This window comes from Microbacterium sp. NPDC091676 (genome assembly GCF_044756645.1).
GTDB lineage: Bacteria > Actinomycetota > Actinomycetes > Actinomycetales > Microbacteriaceae > Microbacterium > Microbacterium paraoxydans_D.
Genome location: NZ_JBIVTI010000001.1, coordinates 311,265 through 331,532 on the forward strand (window position 1 = coordinate 311,265; position 20,268 = coordinate 331,532).

Below are 20,268 nucleotides of genomic sequence, written 5' to 3' on the forward strand. Positions count from 1 at the left end.
TCACTCTCCTGTCTCGGGCGGACCGAGCTTCTCCCAGCCCTCCGTGATCACTCGACCGTACAGGACGTCGGGGTCGAGCCGGCGCAGCTCCTCCGCGAGGCACTCGCGCAGCGTCCGGCGCGGCAGGTGGAGGTCGTGGTCGGGCTGGTCCGGCTGGGTGAGCACCGCCACGCCGGGCGACGGGCGCTCGAGAAGGATGTCACCGGACTCCCGCGTGAGGCGCACCGACTTGATGCCCTCCTGCCAGTGCTCCGGGTCCTCGTACGACCACCGCACCGGCACGTCCAGTGCCATCTGCAGCCACGCCGCGAGCAGCGCGGTGGAGGGCGAGGCGCTGCCGCCGCGGACCTCGACGGCGGTGATGGTCTCGTACGGCGGCTGGTCCAGCACCGCGGCGAGCTGCTCGCGCCAGTGCGTCAGACGGGTCCAGGCCAGGTCGGTGTCGCCGGGGGCGTGCGTACGCCCGAGGAGGGCGAGGCGGTCGCGCACATCCGGCGACGTGGCGGCGTCGGTGATCCGGCGCTGGGCGATGCGGCCGAGCGGCGAGGTCGCGGGGGAGGTGGGGGCCTCGTCCGGCCACCACGCCACCACCGGGGCGTCCGGGAGGAGCAGGCCGGTGAGCAGGCTCTCCTCGTTGCTCGCGGCGTCGCCGTGCGCGTGCAGCACGACGACCTCGCTCGCTCCGGCGTCTCCGCCCACGCGGATCTGCGCGTCGAGGCGGGACTCGCCGTCGCCGGTGGTCAGCACGATCACACGCATCGGGTGCTCGCGCGACGCGTCGTTCGCGGCGTCGATCGCGGCTTCCGCGACGCCCTTGCGGGCGGCGATGACCAGGGTGAGGACACGGCCGAGGGCGACCGCGCCGCCCTCCTCGCGCACCTTGACGAGCTGCTTGGCGACCTGGCTGACGGTCGTGTCGGGAAGGTCGATGATCACGGGCGTCTCCAGACTCGTCCGTCGCGGGCCAGCAGGTCGTCGGCCGAGGCCGGTCCCCACGAGCCGGGCGCGTACTGCTCCACCGGACCGCCCTGGGCGGCCCAGTACTTCTCCACCGGGTCGAGGATCTTCCAGGAGAGCTCGACCTCCTCGTGCCGCGGGAACAGCGGCGGATCGCCCAGGAGGACATCGAGGATCAGGCGCTCGTACGCCTCCGGGCTCGCCTCCGTGAACGCGTGGCCGTAGCCGAAGTCCATCGTCACGTCGCGGACGTTCGTCCCGTTGCCCGGCACCTTCGAGCCGAAGCGGATCGTCACGCCCTCGTCGGGCTGGACGCGGATCACGAGCGCGTTCTGCCCGAGCTCCGAGGCGTTGCCGCGGCCGAACAGGTGCTGCGGCGCACGGTTGAACACCACGGCGATCTCCGTCACGCGACGTCCGAGGCGCTTGCCCGTCCGCAGGTAGAACGGCACGCCCGCCCAGCGTCGGGTGTCGATCTCCAGCTTGATGGCCGCGTAGGTCTCCGTCGTCGACTCGGGGTCCATCCCCTCCTCGTCGAGGAAGCCGGTGACCTTCTCGCCGCCCTGCCAGCCTCCGGCGTACTGCCCGCGCGCGGTGGCGAGGGAGAGATCCTCCGGCACGTGCACCGCGGCGAGGACCTTCTCCTTCTCGGCCCGCAGATGCTCGGCGGAGAGGCTGATGGGCTCCTCCATCGCCGTGAGCGCGAGGAGCTGGAGCAGGTGGTTCTGGATGACGTCGCGTGCGGCGCCGATCCCGTCGTAGTACCCGGCGCGACCGCCGACGCCGATGTCCTCGGCCATCGTGATCTGCACGTGATCGACGTAGTTGCGGTTCCAGATCGGCTCGTACAGCTCGTTGGCGAAGCGCAGCGCGAGGATGTTCTGGACCGTCTCCTTGCCGAGGTAGTGGTCGATGCGGAAGATCGAGTCGGCGGGGAACGCCACCTCGAGGGCGGCGTTGAGAGCGCGAGCCGACTCGAGGTCGTGCCCGAACGGCTTCTCGATGACGACGCGCCGCCAGCGCTCGTCGTCGTCCGCGTCCTCGCCCACGAGACCCGAGTCCTTGAGCTGCTTCGCGACGAGCGGGAAGTCCTTCGGCGGGATCGAGAGGTAGTAGGCGTGGTTGCCCATGGTCCCGCGTTCCACGTCGAGCTTCTCGACGGTCTCCCGCAGCTTGCGGAAGGAGTCGGGGTTGTCGAACTCGCCGGAGACGAACCGGATGCCCTGGAGCAGCTGCGTCCAGGTCTCCTCGCGGAACGGCGTGCGGGCATGCTGCTTCACCGCGTCGTAGACGACCTGGGCGAAGTCCTGGTCCTCCCAGTCGCGGCGGGCGAAGCCCACGAGCGCGAAGCCGGGCGGCAGCAGCCCTCGGTTCGCGAGATCGTAGACCGCCGGCATGAGCTTCTTACGGGACAGATCACCCGTCACGCCGAAGATCACGAGGGCGCTCGGCCCCGCGATCCTGTTGAGACGACGATCGTCGGGGTCGCGCAGCGGGTTGTGCCCGCGCGAGATGGGTACAGACATCGGTGGGGGCTCTCCTGCGGTTACTTCTGTGCGGCTTCGAAGAGGGCGAGCACGTCGTCCGAGGACTCGGTGATCGTCAGCGAGACGACGGGCCGTCCGTGCTCCGCGAGCACACCCGCGTCGCCGGCCGCCTGCGCCTGGATGAGCTGCCCGAACGTGAACGGGCGGTCGGGGATCTCGAGATCCACGTCCGTGCGCTCCAGGATCTGCAGGAACACGCCCTGAGCGGGGCCGCCCTTGTGGTACTGGCCCGTGGAGTGCAGGAAGCGCGGTCCCCAGCCGAACGTGGTCGGGCGCCCGGAATCGGCGGCGACGAGCTCGCGCAGGCCCTGGAGCTGCGGCACCTCGAGGCGGTTGACGTACGCCTGGATCGACACGTAGCCGTCGGCGGGGAGCTGGGCCCAGAGAGCGTCCAGCACGCCTTCGACCGTTCCCGACGCGGCGAGGGCGGGGTCGGAGACCCGGACCTCGACGCCGTTCTCGACGAATGCGGGCGCCGTGGGCTCCGGGCGCGCGTCGAGCAGGCCCCGGGCGGCGACCTTGGCCGACTCGACGTCGGGCTGGTCGAACGGGTTGATGCCGAGGAGATGCCCGGCGATGGCCGTCGCGTACTCCCAGACGATGAACTGCGCGCCGAGCGTGCCGCTGACGAGGATCTCGCCCTCGTGACGCTCGTGCAGGTGGAACTCGTTGGCGTCGTCGACGAGACGCACGATCTGGAGGTCGGCGGGGACCGGGTCGAGCTCCGGCGAGACCGGGAGCAGGACGACCGGCAGGATGCCCGTGCCCTCCTTGCCGGTGGACTCGGCGATCAGCTGCTCGATCCAGTCCGGCAGCCCCTTGATGTGCGTGCCGTCGGTGATCAGACCCAGCTTGTCGCGGCGGGGGCTGGTGGCAGCGATCGCGGCTCCGAGACGGAGCGCGGGGTTGTCGGCGGAGTCCACGGCCACCTCGAGCATCGAGGCCTCGGCCTCGTCCAGGAGCTCGTCGATGTCGACGCCGGCGAGTCCCGACGGGACGAGGCCGAAGGCGGTCAGCGCCGAGTAGCGGCCGCCCACGTTCGGGTCGGCGTTGAAGACCCGGTAGCCGGCCTCGCGTGCCGACGTGTCGAGCGGGGAGCCGGGGTCGGTGACCACGACGATCCGCTCGGTGGGATCGATGCCGAGGTCGCGGAAGGCGGCCTCGAAGGTCCGGCGCTGCGAGTCGGTCTCGACCGTGGAGCCCGATTTCGACGACACGACGAGGACCGTCTCGGCGAGACCCTCGTCGAGCGCGGCGAGCACCTGCCCCGGGGCGGTGGAGTCGAGGATCGTGAGCGGGACGCCGGACGTCTGCGCGATGACCTCGGGAGCGAGCGACGAGCCGCCCATCCCGGCCAGCACCACGCGGGTGACGCCCTTCGCCGCGAGCTCCTCGCGCAGCGCGACGATCTCCGCGACCAGCGGGCGGGAGACCGAGACGGCCTCGACCCAGCCGAGGCGGACCGAAGCCTCGGCCTCGGCGGCGGGACCCCAGAGCGTGGCGTCGCCACCGGTGATGCGGGAGGCGACGAGGTCGTGGACCAGGGCCGGCACGGTCTCCTCGATGGCGACGCGCGCCGCGCCCGATGCGTGGATGGCGAAGGTCATCGCTGTGCCTCCAGAGCCTCGGTGACCTGTGCGAGCAGATCGTGCCAGGAGTCGATGAACTTCGCGACCCCCTCCTCCTCGAGCACCTCGGTCACGGCGTCGAAGTCGACGCCCACCGCCGCGAGCCCGGCGAAGACCTCGCGGGCCTCCTCGTAGCCGCCGGTGATGGTGTCTCCCGTGACGACGGCGTGGTCGAACGTCGCCTCGAGGGTCTTCTCCGGCATCGTGTTGACGACGCCGTCGGCGACCAGTTCGGTCACGTACAGCGTGTCGGGGAGGTTCGGGTCCTTGACGCCGGTCGAGGCCCACAGCGGACGCTGGAGGTTGGCGCCGAGCGCGAGGAGGTCCTGCGCGCGCTTCTCGGCGAACTTCTGCTCGAAGAGCTCGTACGCGAGGCGCGCGTTCGCGAGACCGGCCTTGCTCTTGAGAGCCTCCGCCTCGGGGGTGCCGATCGCCGACAGGCGCTTGTCCGTCTCGGTGTCGACGCGGGACACGAAGAACGAGGCGACCGAGTGGATGCTGGACAGGTCGAAGTCGCCGCTGTGCGCGCGCTCCAGTCCCGTCAGATAGGCGTCGATGACCTCGGCGTAGCGCTCCAGGCTGAAGATGAGGGTCACGTTGACGCTGATGCCGTTCGCGATGGCCTCGGTGATGGCCGGGAGGCCGGCCTTGGTCGCCGGGATCTTCACGAGGAGGTTGGGCCGGTCGATCCGGTTCCACAGCTCCTTGGCCTGCGCCACGGTGCCGTCGGTGTCGTGGGCGAGGTCGGGGGAGACCTCGATCGAGACGCGACCGTCGACGTGGCCGGACTCCTCCCACACCGGGCGGAAGACGTCGAGCGCGGCACGGACGTCCTGGGTCGTCGCGGCGAACACGGCGTCCTCGGCGGAAGCTCCGGACGCGGCGAGCTCGGTGACCTGCGCGTCGTAGGACGTGTCGTTCTTGTCCGTGATCGCGTTCGCGAAGATGGTCGGGTTCGTGGTGACGCCCACGACGTTGCGCGACGCGATCAGCTCGGCGAGGTTGCCGGAGGAGATGCGGGTGCGCGAGAGGTCGTCGAGCCAGATGCTGACGCCGGCGGCGGCGAGCTGGGCGGTGGGGGTGCTCATGCGTTCTCCTTGATGGTCTCGCGGGCGGCCGCGACGACGGCCTCGGTGGTGATGCCGAACTTCTCGAAGAGGGTCTTGTAGTCGGCGGAGGCGCCGAAGTGGTCGATGCCGACCGATCGTCCGCGGTCGCCGACGATGCCGCGCCACGTGAGCACGGAACCGGCCTCGACCGAGACGCGGGCGGTGACGGACGCCGGCAGCACGCTCTCGCGGTAGGCCTCGTCCTGCTCCGCGAACCACTCCAGCGAGGGGGCGGAGACGACGCGGACGTTCACGCCCTCGCCGGCGAGCAGCTCACGGGCGTTCACCGCGAGCTGCACCTCGGAGCCGGTGGCCACGATGATGACGTCCGGCGTGCCGCCCGGGGCTTCGGCCAGGACGTAGGCGCCCTTGGCGGCCTGGGCGGCGGAGGCGAAGGTATCGCCCGAAGCCTCGCCCTCGCCTCGGGGGAACACCGGGATGTTCTGACGGGTCAGCGCGATGCCGGCCGGGCCCTCGTGGCGCCGGAGGATCTCGAGCCACACGGCGGCCGTCTCGTTGGCGTCGGCCGGACGGACGACGGCCAGGTTCGGGATCGCGCGCAGCGTCGCGAGCTGCTCGATCGGCTGGTGCGTCGGGCCGTCCTCGCCGAGGGCGACGGAGTCGTGCGTCCAGACGAAGACGCTCGGCACGTTCATCAGCGCGGCCAGGCGCACGGCCGGACGCATGTAGTCGCTGAAGATGAGGAACGTGCCCCCGAAGGCCCGCGTGGGCCCGTGCAGCACGATGCCGTTGACGATCGCACCCATCGCGTGCTCGCGGATGCCGAAGTGGAGCACCCGGCCGTACGGGGTGCCCGACCACTCGTGGGTCGACCACTCGGCGGGGATGAACGACGGCGCGTCCTTGATCGTCGTGAGGTTCGACTCGGCCAGGTCGGCGGAGCCGCCCCAGAGCTCGGGGAGCTGCGCCGCCAGCGCGTTGATGACCTGGCCGGACGCGGCACGGGTGGAGACGTCCTTGCCGGCCTCGAAGACCGGGAGCGCGTCCGCGATGTCGGCGGGGAGCTCGTGCGCCTCGACGCGGTCGAGCAGGGCCTTGCGCTCGGGGTTGGCGGCCGCCCAGGCGTCGAACGACTCCTGCCAGGTGGCGCGGGCCTCGGCGGCGCGCTCCGCGAGGCCGCGGGTGCGCTCCAGCACGTCGTCGGCGACGACGAAGCTCTGCTCCGGGTCGAACCCGAGGACCTTCTTGGTGGCGGCGAGCTCGTCGGCTCCGAGCGCCGATCCGTGGATCTTGCCCGTGTTCTGCTTGCCGGGAGCCGGCCAGCCGATGATGGTCTTGAGGATGATGAGCGACGGCTTGTCGGTCTCGCCCTTGGCCGCCTCGATCGCGGCGTGGAGCTCGGCGACGTCCTCCACGTACTCGCCGGTCTTCTTCCAGTCCACGGTCTGCACGTGCCAGCCGTAAGCCTCGTAGCGAGCGGCGACGTCCTCGGTGAAGGCGACGTTCGTGTCGTCCTCGATGGAGATCTGGTTGGAGTCGTAGATCGCGATGAGGTTGCCGAGCTGCTGGTGGCCGGCGAGCGAGGAGGCCTCGCTGGTGACGCCCTCCTGCAGGTCGCCGTCGCCCGCGATCACGTAGACGAAGTGGTCGAACGGGCTCGTGCCCGCTGCGGCCTCGGGGTCGAAGAGCCCGCGCTCGTACCGGGCGGCGTACGCGAAGCCGACTGCCGAGGCGAGGCCCTGGCCCAGCGGGCCCGTGGTGATCTCGACGCCCTTGGTGTGGCCGTACTCGGGGTGCCCGGGGGTCTTCGAGCCCCAGGTGCGGAGTGCCTTGAGGTCGTCGAGCTCGAGCCCGAACCCGCCCAGGTAGAGCTGCACGTACTGCGTCAGCGACGAGTGGCCGACCGACAGGATGAAGCGGTCGCGACCGAGCCAGTCGGTGTCGGTCGGGTCATGCCGCAGCACCCGCTGGTAGAGCAGATAGGCGGCGGGAGCCAGACTCATCGCCGTGCCGGGATGACCGTTGCCGACCTTCTCGACCGCATCGGCCGCCAGGATCCGGGCGGTGTCCACCGCGCGTCGATCGATCTCGTCCCACTGCAATTCCGACACGTTCATGCCCTTTCCGACAGTTTCGAGGGCGCCGGTATTCCCTGGCGCATCCGCAACTTCCCTGGCGCATCCCGCATCGTCCGGGAGACGGGCGGGGTTGTGCGCAGCACCGGGCGCGCGAGTGCTCTCAGCATAGCGGGGACGGTCCCGGCGACTGAGGGGTGGAAGGCGCGGAACGCGTCACGGCGTGTCATACACTGGAGAGGTTGTCCGGTAACGCGCGCGGAGGAGGCGATCGAGATCTCGACGATGTCTGATCAGACCGTACGGAAGTCGTCCATCGGTCGCACGGTGAGCGCCTACGTCACTCTGACGAAGCCCCGAGTCCTCGAACTCCTCCTCGTCTCGACCGTTCCGGTCATGTTCCTCGCGCAGGGCGGACTGCCCGATCTCTGGCTGGTCCTCGCGACGGTCATCGGCGGGTCGATGAGTGCCGGTTCGGCCGGCGCGTTCAACATGTACCTCGACCGCGACATCGACGCGCACATGCACCGCACGGAGAACCGGCCGCTCGTGACCGGCGAGGTCAGCCCGCGGGGCGCCCTGATCTTCTCGTGGACGCTCGCGATCGTGTCGACCGTGTGGCTCTGGTTCACCACGAACCCGCTCACGGCGATCCTGTCGGCCTCCGCGATCTTCTTCTACGTCGTGATCTACACGATGATCCTCAAGCGCCGCACCGAGCAGAACATCATCTGGGGCGGCATCGCAGGATGCTTCCCGGTCCTCATCGGCTGGTCTGCCGTCACCGGGTCTCTCGACTGGCCGGCCTTCATCCTCTTCCTGCTCGTCTTCCTCTGGACGCCGCCGCACTACTGGCCGCTGTCCATGAAGTACAAGGACGACTACGACGACGTCGACGTGCCCATGCTCGGAGTCACCCGCAACGCGTCGCAGGTCGGCCTGCAGGTCATCCTGTACGCGTGGGCCACGGTCGCCTGCTCGCTGCTGCTCGTGCCGATCGCCGGCATGGGCCTCGTCTACACCGTCTCCGCCCTGGTGTTCGGCGGCTGGTTCATCTACGAGTCGCACCGCCTGTACAACCAGGCGGTCCGGGGGACCGAGGCGCGGCCGATGCGAGTCTTCCACGCCTCGATCACCTACCTGACGCTGCTGTTCGTCGCCGTGGCGATCGACCCGCTGCTGCCCTTCTGATCCTCGTCGGCCTGGGGCTCCGCGGACGCCGGCTCCGCATCGACCTGCGGCTCTGCCAACTCGGCGGCGGCGGTCGGGAGAGCGGGCTCCTCGCGCGGGGCTGAGACCGTCTCGACCGTCTCGACCGTCTCGTCCTGGATGATCGGCGCCTCCTGCTCGACGATCGTCGCGGCGGTGACGGGGGTGGCGACCAGCGTGCGCGCGGCGACGAGGCCGAGCGACAGGAGCAGGCCCACCAGGCCCGCACCGAGGACGACCGCGCCGACGACGACGAGCGACTGACCGACGTACACCTCCACACCGGTGGCGGTGCCGTCCATCAGGGTCGTGGTCATCGTGCCGACCTGTCCGGCGATCATCCAGCCGCCGACCCCGACCGCGGCGAGGGAGACGACGATGAGGAGCCAGAACCCGGCGCTGCGGGTGAGTGTCTTGTTCATGTCGACCACCATGGTCGATGCGGTGATGAGCGCCCGGTGCGCGCGCTATGGATCGTCTGTGCGGCAGGTCAGTCGACGGGGGCGGGTACGACGGACGCGGTGCGCTTGAGGTGCAGCACGACGACCGTGTAGGTCGCGGCCGACAGCGATGCCAGGACCATGTGGATGCCCACGAGCACGGGCGGCAGCCCCTCCCGCGCCTGCCAGACGCCGACGGCCACCTGCACGAGGATCGCGATGACGAGCACGAGCAGCCACCGGCGGGGCTCGAGGCGCAGGACCCAGGCGGCCACCGTCAGGAAGAGCACGAGCGCGGCCAGGATGTAGCCCGGCCAGGAGTGGACATGGGCGAGGACCGTGGCGTCGAAGCCGCGGCGCAGCACGTCGGCGTCGCCCGAGTGCGGGCCGGATCCGGTCGTCAGCACGCCGAACAGGATGGTCACGGCGAGGGCGAGGCCGGTGACGTGCGTCACGATCGCGAACCAGGAGGGGACCGCCCGTTCGCGCGGTCCTTCCGGAGTCGCCAGCCGCACGAGGAACGCGGCGGTGATGCAGACGAGCAGGAGCGACGACGTGTAGTGGAACCCGACGATGAACGGGTTCAGGCCGGTGAGCACGGTGATGCCGCCGACCAGGGCCTGCGCGACGACGCCGATCAGCACGAGCCAGGCGAGGAGGACGAGATCCCGCCGGGCGGGCGTCGTACGCACCGAGTGGACCGCCGCCGCGATCACCGCGATCAGGAGCACGGCGGAGGCGACGGGGAACGCCGGGAAGTCGGTGAGCGAGACCAGGACGAAGGCCACGGCCGCACCGGCGAGACCGCCGACGGCGAACCACAGGGCGTCGATGAGCGCCCGGCGGCCGCTGATGGTGTGCAGGACGAGCAGGACGACCGCGATCGCGATGATCCCGACGACGCCGGTCATCAGCCGGTTGCCGAACTCGATCATGCCGTGGATGCCCTGCACCTCGACGATCGGGACGAGCGACTCGGGCGTGCACAGCGGCCACTCGGTGCAGCCGAGGCCGGAGCCGGTCAGCCGCACGGCGCCGCCGGTGCCGATGATGATCGTCTCGCTGAGGAACGACAGCCACGCGAAGACGGTGAGCGCGCGACCCCACGCCGCGGAGCGGGGGGAGGCGGTCGCCCCGGTCGTCGAGGGGGCGGGGATGGTCGTCTCGGGCATAAGTCCTCCGGCCCGTCGAAGACGTGGCGCACGGCCCGTCCGTCAGGCGGAACCTGTAGAATCGGATTGTTGCGATGAGCGCTGACAGCGCTGAAGCATCGTCAACAGTTTAGGCGCGATGGAAGCGCCCGTGATGAGGGCCCCACCAACGGCACCCGCTCCCGCAGACTCGACGGGGATCAGGTGTGTCGGGGCGGATGACACCGTTTGGGACCTGTGAGGAGAGTGTTGCATGTCGGATGTGCTGATCGACCGCCCGGAGCTCGATGGTCTGGGGGTGTACGAATTCGGCTGGCACGATGAGGATGCCGCGGGTGCCGTCGCGAAACGCGGGATCTCGGAAGAGGTCGTCCGCGGGATCTCGGCCCTCAAGAACGAGCCGGAGTGGATGCTGAAGACCCGTCTCAAGGGCTATCAGCTCTTCGGCCGCAAGCCGATGCCGACCTGGGGCGCCGACCTCAGCGACATCGACTTCGACAACATCAAGTACTTCGTCCGCTCCACCGAGAAGCAGGCGCAGAGCTGGGAAGACCTCCCCGAGGAGATCCGCGAGACGTACGAGCGCCTGGGCATCCCCGAGGCCGAGCGTCAGCGCCTGGTCGCCGGCGTGGCCGCGCAGTACGAGTCCGAGGTCGTGTACCACCAGATCCGCGAGGACCTGGAGCAGCAGGGCGTCATCTTCATGGACACCGACACCGCCCTGCGCGAGCACCCCGAGTTCTTCGAGGAGTACTTCGGCACGGTCATCCCCGCCGGCGACAACAAGTTCGCCGCGCTGAACACCGCCGTCTGGTCGGGCGGATCGTTCGTCTACGTCCCCAAGGGCGTGCACGTCGAGATCCCGCTGCAGGCCTACTTCCGCATCAACACCGAGAACATGGGCCAGTTCGAGCGGACCCTGATCATCGCCGACGAGGACAGCTACGTCCACTACATCGAGGGCTGCACGGCACCGATCTACAAGTCGGATTCCCTGCATTCGGCCGTCGTCGAGATCATCGTGAAGAAGAACGCCCGCGTGCGCTACACGACGATCCAGAACTGGTCGAACAACGTCTACAACCTGGTCACCAAGCGCGCGGTGGCGCACGAGGGCGCGACCATGGAGTGGGTCGACGGCAACATCGGCTCCAAGGTGACGATGAAGTACCCGTCGATCTACCTGATGGGTGAGCACGCCAAGGGCGAGACCCTCTCCGTCGCCTTCGCCGGCCCCGGCCAGCACCAGGACGCCGGCGCGAAGATGATCCACATGGCGCCGTACACGCAGTCGTCGATCGTCTCGAAGTCGATCGCCCGTGGCGGTGGCCGTGCCGGCTACCGCGGCGAGGTGCGTGTCGACGCTGCTGCCCATCACTCGGCGAACACCGTCCGCTGCGACGCCCTCCTCGTGGACACGAAGTCCCGTTCCGACACCTACCCGGCGATCGACATCCGTGTCGACGACGTGCAGCTCGGGCACGAGGCCACGGTCTCCAAGGTCAGCGAGGAGCAGCTCTTCTACCTGCAGTCCCGTGGCATGCCCGAGGACGAGGCGATGGCGATGATCGTGCGCGGCTTCATCGAGCCGATCGCGCGCGAGCTGCCGATGGAGTACGCGATGGAACTGAACAAGCTCATCGAGATGGGCATGGAAGGATCGGTCGGCTAAATGGCGGCCTCGACGACAGCGCCCAGCGAGGCGCAGCACACGAACGCGCACATCGACCCGGCCGCCCAGGTGGCGGACGCCGGATTCGTCCCGGTGCAGACCCGCTCCGAGCGTCCGCACTCGTTCGACCCGGACGACTTCGGCACGCCGACCGGCCGCGAGGTGAACTGGAAGCACACGCCGGTGGCCGTGCTCACTCCGCTGTTCCGCACGGCCGAGGGCGATGAGGGCGTGCGGTACTCCTTCACGTCCGGCGAGCAGTACGTCGCCGCGCCGCTCACGGCGGGAACCGCTCCGCGCGGTGAGGTCTTCCTCGCCGAGGACATCACCGCCGCCGTCGCGTGGCAGGGGGCCTCCGACGCCCTGCACATCCGCATCCCGCGCGAGGAGGAGGTCGCGGCGCCGATCTTCCTGTCGCTCACGGGCACCGGAGCCGACCGCCGGGCGGACGCCCACATCGTGATCGAGGCCCTCGAGCACAGCGTCGCCACGGTGGTGCTGCAGCACAAGGGCTCGGCGCAGTACGCCCAGAACGTCGAGATCATCGTCCGTGACGGGGCGAAGCTCACCGTCGTCTCCGTGCAGCAGTGGGACGACGACGCCGTGCACGCGGCCGCCCACCAGGCGCGGGTCGCGGCCGACGCCACCCTCAAGCACTTCGTGGTGAGCTTCGGCGGCGGCGTGGTGCGCGTGAACCCGAGCGTCGAGCTCGCCGGTGCCGGCTCCGAGGGCTACCTGTACGGGCTGTCCTACGCCGACTCCGGTCAGCACCTGGAGAGCCAGGTGTACCTGCACCACAAGGGCCCGCACACGACCGGCGACGTGCTCTACAAGGGCGCGCTGCAGGGCGAGAGCGCCCACAGCGTGTGGATCGGCGACGTGCTGATCGGGGCGGACGCCACCGGCACCGACTCCTACGAGGCCAACCGCAACCTGGTGCTCACGGAGGGCGCGCGCGCCGACTCCATCCCGAACCTCGAGATCGAGACGGGCGACATCGTCGGCGCCGGGCACGCGAGTGCCACCGGCCGCTTCGACGACGAGCAGCTCTTCTATCTCCAGGCCCGCGGCATCCCGGAGGACGAGGCCCGCCGACTGGTGGTGCTCGGCTTCCTCACCGACATCGTGCTGCGCCTCGGCATCCCCGACCTGGAGTCGGAGCTGCTGGCCGCCATCGAGGCCGAGCTCGCCGAGGTGGACGCGTGACCGCGCAGCGCGTCTGCGGCGTCTCCGAGCTGGAGCAGGACACGCCGCTGCGCGTCGAGCCGGACGGTGTGCCGATCACGGTCATCAAGGACGGCGAGGGCGTCATCCACGCCATCGGCGACACCTGCACCCACGGCGACATCTCGCTGTCCGAGGGCTTCGTGGAAGGTGACACGGTGGAGTGCTGGGCCCATGGCTCGGCGTTCTCCCTGATCACCGGCAAGCCCCAGAATCTCCCCGCATATGAGCCCGTCCCGGTCTACGTCGTCGAGATCGACGGCGACGACGTGCTCATCGATCCCGCTGTGACGAAGGAAGTCTGAAGAATGTCTGTTCTCGAGATCCGCGACCTGCATGTGACGGTCGAGACCGAGGCGGGGACCACCCCGATCCTCAACGGAATCACCCTCACCATGAACACCGGTGAGACCCACGCCATCATGGGCCCCAACGGCTCCGGCAAGTCCACCCTGGCCTACACGATCGCCGGCCACCCGAAGTACACCGTCACCTCCGGCTCCATCACCTTCGACGGTGAGGACGTCCTGGCGATGAGCGTCGACGAGCGCGCCCGCGCCGGTCTGTTCCTCGCGATGCAGTACCCGGTCGAGATCCCCGGCGTGACGGTGACGAACTTCCTGCGCACCGCGAAGACCGCGCTCGACGGCGAGGCGCCCTCGATCCGGCAGTGGACCAAGGACGTCAAGGAGTCCATGGCCAACCTCCGCATGGACCCGAAGTTCGCGCAGCGCAACGTCAACGAGGGCTTCTCGGGCGGCGAGAAGAAGCGCCACGAGATCCTCCAGCTCGAGGTGCTCAAGCCGAAGTTCGCGGTGCTCGACGAGACCGACTCCGGCCTCGACGTGGACGCGCTGAAGATCGTCTCCGAAGGTGTCAACCGTGCGAAGGAGTCCACCGGCCTCGGTGTGCTGCTCATCACGCACTACACCCGGATCCTCCGCTACATCCGTCCCGACTACGTGCACGTGGTCGTCGCGGGCAAGATCGTCGAGGAGGGCGGCCCCGAGCTCGCCGACCGTCTGGAGAACGAGGGCTACGACCGGTTCCTCGACCCCTCCGCTCCCATCGAGGCGTAGGCTGATCGCATGACAGCGACCCTGACGGACGAGAAGTACGACGCGGTCACCGAGGCTCTCAAGGACGTGATGGATCCTGAGCTCGGGATCAACGTCGTCGACCTCGGACTCATCTACGACCTCGCCTGGGATGACGAGAACGACGCTCTCGTGATCCACATGACGCTGACCAGTGCGGGCTGCCCGCTCACGGACGTCCTCGAAGACCAGACCGCGCAGGCCCTGGACAACGTCGTGGACCGCTTCCGCATCAACTGGGTGTGGATGCCGCCGTGGGGACCCGAGCGGATCACGGACGACGGGCGCGACATGATGCGTGCGCTCGGTTTCGCGATCTGAGCGTTCCGGTCACCTGACCACCAGACGAAGCGGGCGTGCCGGGCACGCCCGCTTCGACGTCTCCGCATCGGCGCGGAGAGAATCGGAGGACGAATGCTGTCGGTGAAGGCCCTGTCGCTGTCGGAGCTGCGCGAGCGGACCAGCGAGAAGTGGCGGGAGTATCCCGAAGACGTGCTGCCCCTCTTCGTCGCGGAGACGGACTTCCCGCTCGCTCCGGCGATCACCGCCGCACTGCAGCGGGCGCTGGATCTGGGGGACACCGGGTACATCGCCTCGCGGACGCCGCTGGCGGCGGCGTACGCGGGTTTCGCGGAGCGCCGCTTCGGCTGGCGTCCCGACCCGGCGCGGATGCGCAGCACGGCGGACGTGAGCATGGGCATCGTCGAGGTCCTCCGCCGCGTCACCCAGCCGGGGGAGCGCGTCGTCGTGACGCCGCCGGTCTACCCGCCCTTCTACGACCTCGTCGCCGAGGCCGGCGCCGAGGTGCAGCGCGTCCCGCTGCGCGACACGGGGACGCGGTGGGAGCTCGACCTCGACGGGATCCGCGCCGCGTTCGAGGACGGTGCGACGGCCATGCTCCTCTGCAACCCGCACAACCCGACCGGCACCGTGCACGATCGGGAGACGCTGTCCGCGTTGGCGGAACTGGCCGAGGAGTTCGGCGCGACCATCGTCTCGGACGAGATCCATGCGCCGCTCGCCCAGCCGGGCACGGGATTCACGCCCTTCCTCGCCGCGAGCGACGCGGCGGCCCGGGTCGGCTACGCCGTCGTCAGCGCGAGCAAGGCCTTCAACCTCGCGGGACTGAAGTGCGCGCTCATGGTGACCGCCGCGGACGAGACGTCCGCGGTCGTCCGCGACCTGCCGGTCGAGGTGGAGTGGCGGACGGGGCAGTTCGGTCTGCTCGCGGCCGTCGCCGCGTTCTCGGAGGAGAGCGACGCGTGGCTCGACGGCCTCCTGCGCACCCTCGACGAGAACCGCGTGCTGCTGGAGGACCTCCTCGCCCGCCACCTGCCCGCCGCCCGCTACCGCATTCCGGACGCGGGATACCTCGCGTGGATCGACCTCTCCGCCCTCGGCTGGGGCGACAACCCCGCCCGGAAGATCCTCCGCGAGGCGAAGGTCGCGCTGCACTTCGGCCCGGCCTTCGGGGAGGAAGGGGCCGGGCACGTGCGGCTCAACTTCGGCACCAGCCCCGAGATCCTCACCGAGGCGATCGAGCGCATCGCCGCGCTCGTCGAGCGATGACGGCGGCGGCGGAGCCCACCGCCACGATCTGGGACCGCAGCCGGGTCTGGGTGACTCTGGGTGCTGTCGCCCTGATCTTCCTCGCCGCGATCGAGGCCCTCGCGGTGACGACGGTCATGCCGATCGTCAGCGATGCCCTGGACGGCCAGTCGCTGTATGCCGTCGCGTTCGCGGGCACGCTCGCGACCAGCGTGATCGGGATGGTCGCCACCGGAGCCTGGTCGGATGCGCGTGGCCCGCGCGGCGCGCTGTACGCCGCGGTCACCCTCTTCATCCTGGGTCTGCTGATCTCCGGGTTCGCGACGACGATGCCCCAGTTCCTGATCGGGCGGCTGGTGCAGGGGCTGGGCGCGGGCGGCCAGACGGTCGCCCTGTACGTCGTGGTCGCGCGGCTGTACCCGCCGCACCTGCACGGGCGGGTGTTCGCCGCGTTCGCCGCCGCCTGGGTGATCCCGTCGATGATCGGGCCCTTCCTCGCGGGAGCGGTGGCGGAGTACCTCGATTGGCGGTGGGCGTTCCTGGGCGTGGCGGTCCTGACCGCGGTCGCGTTCGTGATGATCGCGATCCGACTGCGGGGCGTCGATCTCGGCCGTGGCGAGCCGCAGGACCGTCGTGCGCTGCTCACCCGCCTGCTGCTGGCCGTCGTCGTGGCGGTGCTCGCGGTGGCCATCGGACTGTCCGCCGAGCTGGAGCCGGGGATCGGCTGGCCGGTGGCTCTGGGCGCCATGCTCGCGATCGGCGTGGCCGTGCTGCCCCTCCTGCCACGGCGGACGCTTCGCGCGGGCGCCGGGCTCCCGAGCGTCGTGCTCATGCGCGGGATCGCAGCTGGGGCGTTCTTCGCCGCCGAGGCCTACATCCCGTACCTGCTGATGCGGAAGTTCGACTTCTCCGCCACCTGGGCCGGGATCGCCCTGATGCTGGCGGCCTTCGCCTGGGCCGGGGCCTCCGCCGCGCAGGGTCGCTACGGCGAGCGGCTGGGCAATCACCGCATCACGGCCCTCAGCCTGGGGGCACTGCTGGTGGCGATGCTCTGCGTGCTGGCTGCGGCGGCGTTCGACGTCTCCCCGGTGTTCGTGATCATCGGCTGGGCGTTCGCCGGGGGCGGCATGGGGCGGCTGTACCCGCGGCTCACCGTGCTGACCCTCGCCTACTCGGATGAGACGAACCAGGGGTTCAACTCCTCGGCGCTCTCGATTTCGGATGCCACGGGCTCGGCGGTGGCGATCGCCCTCGCCGGGCTGGCTGTGGCGTCTCTCGGCGGCGGCGCGGACGCGTTCGCGGTCGTCTTCGTCCTCGGCACCGCGCTGGTGCTGCTCGCAGTGATCCCCGGGCTCAGGCTCGGGCACGCCGCGGAGTCACCGGCGCGCTGAGCGCGCCGGCCAGAGCGACGACGCCGAGGTCGAACACCCGGTCCAGGCCCGCGGTGACGTCGACCTCGCCGGATGCCGGGAGAGCGCCGTGGCTGTCGGCGTGCATCCGCTGCTGGACGAGGGTGGCGTGGCCGAGCACGAAGTGCAGGAGCGCCGCCCCGCGGTCTTCGGCATCGGCGGCCCCCTCGGTGCGGAGCGCGGCGACCAGGGCGTCGCGGGCGTGTGCCGAGCCGAGCTGGAGCGCGTACGTGCTGAGGACGAGCTCGGCGCCGTCCCGGTAGGCGAAGAGGGCGTCGCGGAGCGCACGGGCGGTCGCGAGCACTCCCTCTGCTCCGTCCGGGACGGTTGCGGTGATCCGATCGGCGAGGTCGGCGAGGAGCTCCTGCTTGTTCGCCACGTGCCAGTAGAGGGCGCTCGGCTGCACATCGAGCCGGGCCGCGATGCGGCGCATGGAGAGATCGGCCAACCCCACCTCGTCGAGAAGGGCGAGGGCGGTCCGAGCGACGCTCTCCCGATCGTGACGGGCGGGATTCGTCTCGGGACTCATGCCCCCACTATAGTGAACGGCGTTCAGGTGAACGGTGTTCAGGAGGATGCATGTGCTGGCGGGAACGGGACGCGACGACGATCGCGGAGCCGGGGACGCTGCGTCTCGACGGCGTGGGCGTGACCGTCGACGACCGCGTACTCCTCGACGACGTGACGCTGGAGCTCACCGCACCGCGCATCGCCGTGATCGGAGCGAACGGCTCAGGGAAGTCGACGTTCGCCCGGCTGCTGAACGGCCTGATGACGCCGACCACGGGAACGGTCACCGTCCACGGTTTCGACGCGCTCCGGGAGCGGACCGCCGTCCGCCGCCGGGTGGGCTTCGTCTTCACCGATCCGGATGCCCAGATCCTGATGCCGACCCCGGCCGAGGATCTCGCTCTGTCCCTCCGCGGGCGGCCCCGTGACGAGGTCTCTCGCCGTGTGCAGGAGACGCTGGACCGGCATGGTCTCGGGGGGCATGCCGACGTCCCGGCGTCGTCGCTCTCGGGAGGCCAGAAGCAGATGCTGGCCCTCGCCGCGGTGCTCCTCGCCGAGCCGGCCCTGATCGTGGCGGACGAGCCGACGACGCTCCTCGACCTGCGCAACGCGCGGCGGATCGGAGACCTCCTTCTGTCGCAGGAGGCGCAGGTGCTCGTCGTCACCCACGATCTCGAGCTCGCCGCCCGCTGTGACACGGCCATCCTCTTCGACGGCGGACGCGTCATCGATCAGGGGGATCCCGCGGCGGTCGTCTCTCGCTACCGTCGGCTGTGCGCATGATCCTGCCGCCCCCGGTCGGTGCGGGACTGCTGCACCGGGTGCCCGCCGGTCCGAAGCTCGCCGGGCTCGCCGTCGCGGCGCTCGCGCTGACGGTGGCGCCGCAGGGGCCGATCAGCATCGCCGTCTGCCTCGCGGCCGTGATCGCGCTCTACCCGATCGCGGGTGTGCCGCTCTCCGCGGCCGGAACCGAGCTGTGGCGGCTGCGTGCGGTCCTGGTCGTGCTCGCGGTCGCCCTCGCCGTCTTCGTGTCTCCCGTCGCCGCGTGGGTGAGCACCGGAAGAGTCGCTGCACTGCTGCTGCTCGCCGCGCTCCTCACCCTGACCACGCGCATGTCCGATCTCCTGGCCGTGCTGCAGCGCCTCCTGCGTCCCGTGCGCCGCGTCGGGATCGATCCCGAGGCGGTGTCGATGGCGGTGTCTCTCACGGTGACCATGGTGCCCGTCGTCGCCGGATTCGCGCAGCGGGTGCGGGACGCGGAGCGCGCACGAGGAGTGCGCCTGGGTGTGCGCGGCGTCGTTCCGCTGCTCGTGCTGACGCTGCGCCACGCGGATCAGGTCGGCGACGCCCTCGCCGCGCGCGGGATCGGCTGACGGTCACGCCACGACGGCGGTGCCGGGGACGGCACTGCCGGGGTGTCTCGCCAGCCGCAGCGCCGCGACCAGGAGCAGGACGGCGAGCGCGGCGGTGGCGACCGTCGTGCCGAGCACCAGGAGCAGCACCACTCCGCCGAGACCCAGCAGCGTGCCCAGCGCCAGGCGGCGGTGCGACGCCGTCGGCTCCGGCGAGGGGTGATTCTCGAACCGGTCGACGCGCACCGCGAGCACCGCGGTGAGGACGACGGCCGTCAGGAGCCACAGCGGCCGGCCGGCCCACCACTCCGCACTCTCGAGGGCGGGAAGGGCCACGCCGCCGAGAAGGGCGACCAGGGCCGTCGCTCCGGCCATCCCCAGGAGCACCGGCATGTGCCAGAGGTAGATCGTCATCGTCCGCCGGGTGACGAAAGCGGTGAACGCGGCCACCGGGATGCGACGACTGCAGCGGCCGATACGCGCGCGGTGGAGGGAGAACAGGGTCGTGTGGATCAGCCCGACCAGCAGCAGGGCGGACGTCGGCGGGTTGATGTTGGCGATGAGGTCGGGGGAGTAGACCCCGACGAGGAACAGGGCGACCAGGAGGGCGAGGGAGCCGGCGCCGATCACGACGCGCGTGCGGGCACGCAGCGCGTCGAGGCGGCCGTCGGCGAGGAGGAATCCGAGCTGCTGCATCGTCAACCACACGAAGGCGAGGTTGAGGAACCCCACGGCGTCGTTCCCGGTCGTGGCCCGCAGGACATCGACCGCCACGGCCGCACCCGCGAGGAGGGTGATCGTGCGCAGGGGCGCGCGGTCGTGCAGGGCGACGAACGCGGGGAGCAGCGCCTGACACAGCAGGAACACCCCGAGGAACCACAGGGGCTGTCCGTATCGGAAGCCCGCGACGGCGATGAGATCCGGCGCGACGCCGATCACGGTGAGCACCGCGAGCGCGACCCCGACCGCGCCGACCGTGAACAGGGCCGGGCGCAGGAGCCGGTGCACCCGACCGGCCACGAAGGCGGTCGGGCTCCCCCCGCGGGCGCGGAGGCGGCGGTACGCGAGGAGGCCCGAGAACCCTCCGATCACGAAGAAGAGCGGCATCACCTGCAGCAGCCAGCTCAGCGGCGCGATCCAGCCCGTCCCGTCGCTCGCGTTCTCGAACACCGGCCCGGTCTCCGACACGGTGACCCCGACCATGACCGCGTGCAGCAGGACGACGCCGAGCACGCACAGCGCGCGCACGAAGTCGATTCCGGTGTCGCGATGGCCCGCGAGGGCTGATGGAGCGGGAGCGGGGGTGCTGAGGCGCGGAGCCGCGGCGATGACCATGAGTCCTCCTGGGAACGGTGTCCTCGGAGGCTATGGAGGCGGCG

19 protein-coding genes are annotated in these 20,268 nt (G+C 70.4%); 10 read left to right on the forward strand and 9 right to left on the reverse strand.

Annotation, left to right across the window (positions count from 1 at the left end):
• From ACIQID_RS01655 to tkt, 5 genes are read right to left on the reverse strand one after another with little or no spacing between them, the layout of a single operon-like run.
• Positions 1-936 carry a glucose-6-phosphate dehydrogenase assembly protein OpcA gene (locus ACIQID_RS01655; protein ID WP_312672299.1) on the reverse strand — a complete coding sequence of 312 codons (936 nt, stop codon included), beginning with the start codon at positions 934-936 and terminating at the stop codon, positions 1-3.
• The gene (gene zwf / locus ACIQID_RS01660) at positions 933-2,483 is read right to left on the reverse strand and encodes a glucose-6-phosphate dehydrogenase (protein ID WP_312672300.1); all 1,551 of its coding nucleotides are present in this window, start codon (positions 2,481-2,483) and stop codon (positions 933-935) included. The genes ACIQID_RS01655 and zwf overlap by 4 nt, the downstream gene beginning before the upstream one ends.
• A gap of 20 nt (positions 2,484-2,503) precedes the next feature.
• A complete protein-coding gene (locus ACIQID_RS01665) occupies positions 2,504-4,111 on the reverse strand; it encodes a glucose-6-phosphate isomerase (protein WP_400281424.1) in 1,608 nt (535 codons plus the stop codon).
• Positions 4,108-5,220: a transaldolase gene (tal, locus tag ACIQID_RS01670; protein WP_400281427.1), complete on the reverse strand. Its 1,113-nt coding sequence runs from the start codon at positions 5,218-5,220 to the stop codon at positions 4,108-4,110. The genes ACIQID_RS01665 and tal overlap by 4 nt, the downstream gene beginning before the upstream one ends.
• A complete protein-coding gene (tkt, locus tag ACIQID_RS01675; protein WP_400281430.1) occupies positions 5,217-7,313 on the reverse strand; it encodes a transketolase in 2,097 nt (698 codons plus the stop codon). Before tkt ends, tal begins: the two co-directional genes overlap by 4 nt.
• Positions 7,314-7,562: 249 nt before the next feature.
• Between tkt and ACIQID_RS01680 the strand changes: the two genes are divergently transcribed.
• Complete coding sequence (locus ACIQID_RS01680; protein ID WP_029989291.1) at positions 7,563-8,468, forward strand: heme o synthase; 906 nt, start codon at positions 7,563-7,565, stop codon at positions 8,466-8,468.
• On the opposite strand, the gene ACIQID_RS01685 is transcribed toward ACIQID_RS01680, so the two are convergent.
• Both ACIQID_RS01685 and ACIQID_RS01690 read right to left on the reverse strand, forming a co-directional pair.
• Entirely contained in the window at positions 8,414-8,908 is a 495-nt protein-coding gene (locus ACIQID_RS01685; RefSeq protein ID WP_400281433.1) for a hypothetical protein, read from the reverse strand. The genes ACIQID_RS01680 and ACIQID_RS01685 overlap by 55 nt on opposite strands.
• A gap of 68 nt (positions 8,909-8,976) precedes the next feature.
• Positions 8,977-10,098, reverse strand: a complete 1,122-nt coding sequence (locus ACIQID_RS01690) for a heme A synthase (RefSeq protein ID WP_400281436.1) — start codon at positions 10,096-10,098, stop codon at positions 8,977-8,979.
• Positions 10,099-10,330: 232 nt separating this feature from the next.
• Here ACIQID_RS01690 and sufB point away from each other — a divergent pair, with 232 nt between their 5' ends.
• From sufB to ACIQID_RS01725, 7 genes are all read left to right on the forward strand, one after another.
• Complete coding sequence (gene sufB, locus ACIQID_RS01695) at positions 10,331-11,749, forward strand: Fe-S cluster assembly protein SufB (protein ID WP_136052486.1); 1,419 nt, start codon at positions 10,331-10,333, stop codon at positions 11,747-11,749.
• Positions 11,750-12,955 (forward strand): Fe-S cluster assembly protein SufD, encoded by a 1,206-nt coding sequence (gene sufD, locus ACIQID_RS01700; protein WP_400281439.1) that lies wholly within the window; start codon positions 11,750-11,752, stop codon positions 12,953-12,955.
• Positions 12,952-13,278, forward strand: coding sequence for a non-heme iron oxygenase ferredoxin subunit (locus ACIQID_RS01705; RefSeq protein ID WP_025103649.1), 327 nt, complete (start codon positions 12,952-12,954; stop codon positions 13,276-13,278). Before sufD ends, ACIQID_RS01705 begins: the two co-directional genes overlap by 4 nt.
• A 3-nt stretch (positions 13,279-13,281) precedes the next feature.
• Positions 13,282-14,052, forward strand: coding sequence for a Fe-S cluster assembly ATPase SufC (sufC, locus tag ACIQID_RS01710; protein ID WP_025103648.1), 771 nt, complete (start codon positions 13,282-13,284; stop codon positions 14,050-14,052).
• Between the two features lie 9 nt (positions 14,053-14,061).
• Positions 14,062-14,391 (forward strand): metal-sulfur cluster assembly factor, encoded by a 330-nt coding sequence (locus ACIQID_RS01715; RefSeq protein WP_017202280.1) that lies wholly within the window; start codon positions 14,062-14,064, stop codon positions 14,389-14,391.
• Between the two features lie 93 nt (positions 14,392-14,484).
• On the forward strand, positions 14,485-15,639 hold the full coding sequence (locus ACIQID_RS01720; RefSeq protein ID WP_312672310.1) for an aminotransferase class I/II-fold pyridoxal phosphate-dependent enzyme: 1,155 nt from the start codon (positions 14,485-14,487) through the stop codon (positions 15,637-15,639).
• A complete protein-coding gene (locus tag ACIQID_RS01725; RefSeq protein WP_400281445.1) occupies positions 15,636-17,009 on the forward strand; it encodes an MFS transporter in 1,374 nt (457 codons plus the stop codon). Before ACIQID_RS01720 ends, ACIQID_RS01725 begins: the two co-directional genes overlap by 4 nt.
• Here the strand turns inward: ACIQID_RS01725 and ACIQID_RS01730 are convergent.
• Positions 16,972-17,556: a TetR family transcriptional regulator gene (locus ACIQID_RS01730; RefSeq protein WP_400281448.1), complete on the reverse strand. Its 585-nt coding sequence runs from the start codon at positions 17,554-17,556 to the stop codon at positions 16,972-16,974. The genes ACIQID_RS01725 and ACIQID_RS01730 overlap by 38 nt on opposite strands.
• A 50-nt stretch (positions 17,557-17,606) precedes the next feature.
• Here ACIQID_RS01730 and ACIQID_RS01735 point away from each other — a divergent pair, with 50 nt between their 5' ends.
• Together ACIQID_RS01735 and ACIQID_RS01740 are read left to right on the forward strand one after the other, a co-directional pair.
• Positions 17,607-18,320, forward strand: coding sequence for an energy-coupling factor ABC transporter ATP-binding protein (locus tag ACIQID_RS01735; RefSeq protein WP_400281451.1), 714 nt, complete (start codon positions 17,607-17,609; stop codon positions 18,318-18,320).
• On the forward strand, positions 18,317-18,910 hold the full coding sequence (locus ACIQID_RS01740; protein ID WP_400281454.1) for an energy-coupling factor transporter transmembrane component T: 594 nt from the start codon (positions 18,317-18,319) through the stop codon (positions 18,908-18,910). Before ACIQID_RS01735 ends, ACIQID_RS01740 begins: the two co-directional genes overlap by 4 nt.
• A 3-nt stretch (positions 18,911-18,913) precedes the next feature.
• On the opposite strand, the gene ACIQID_RS01745 is transcribed toward ACIQID_RS01740, so the two are convergent.
• Positions 18,914-20,224, reverse strand: a complete 1,311-nt coding sequence (locus ACIQID_RS01745) for an acyltransferase (protein WP_400281457.1) — start codon at positions 20,222-20,224, stop codon at positions 18,914-18,916.
• Between the last annotated feature and the right edge of the window lie 44 nt (positions 20,225-20,268).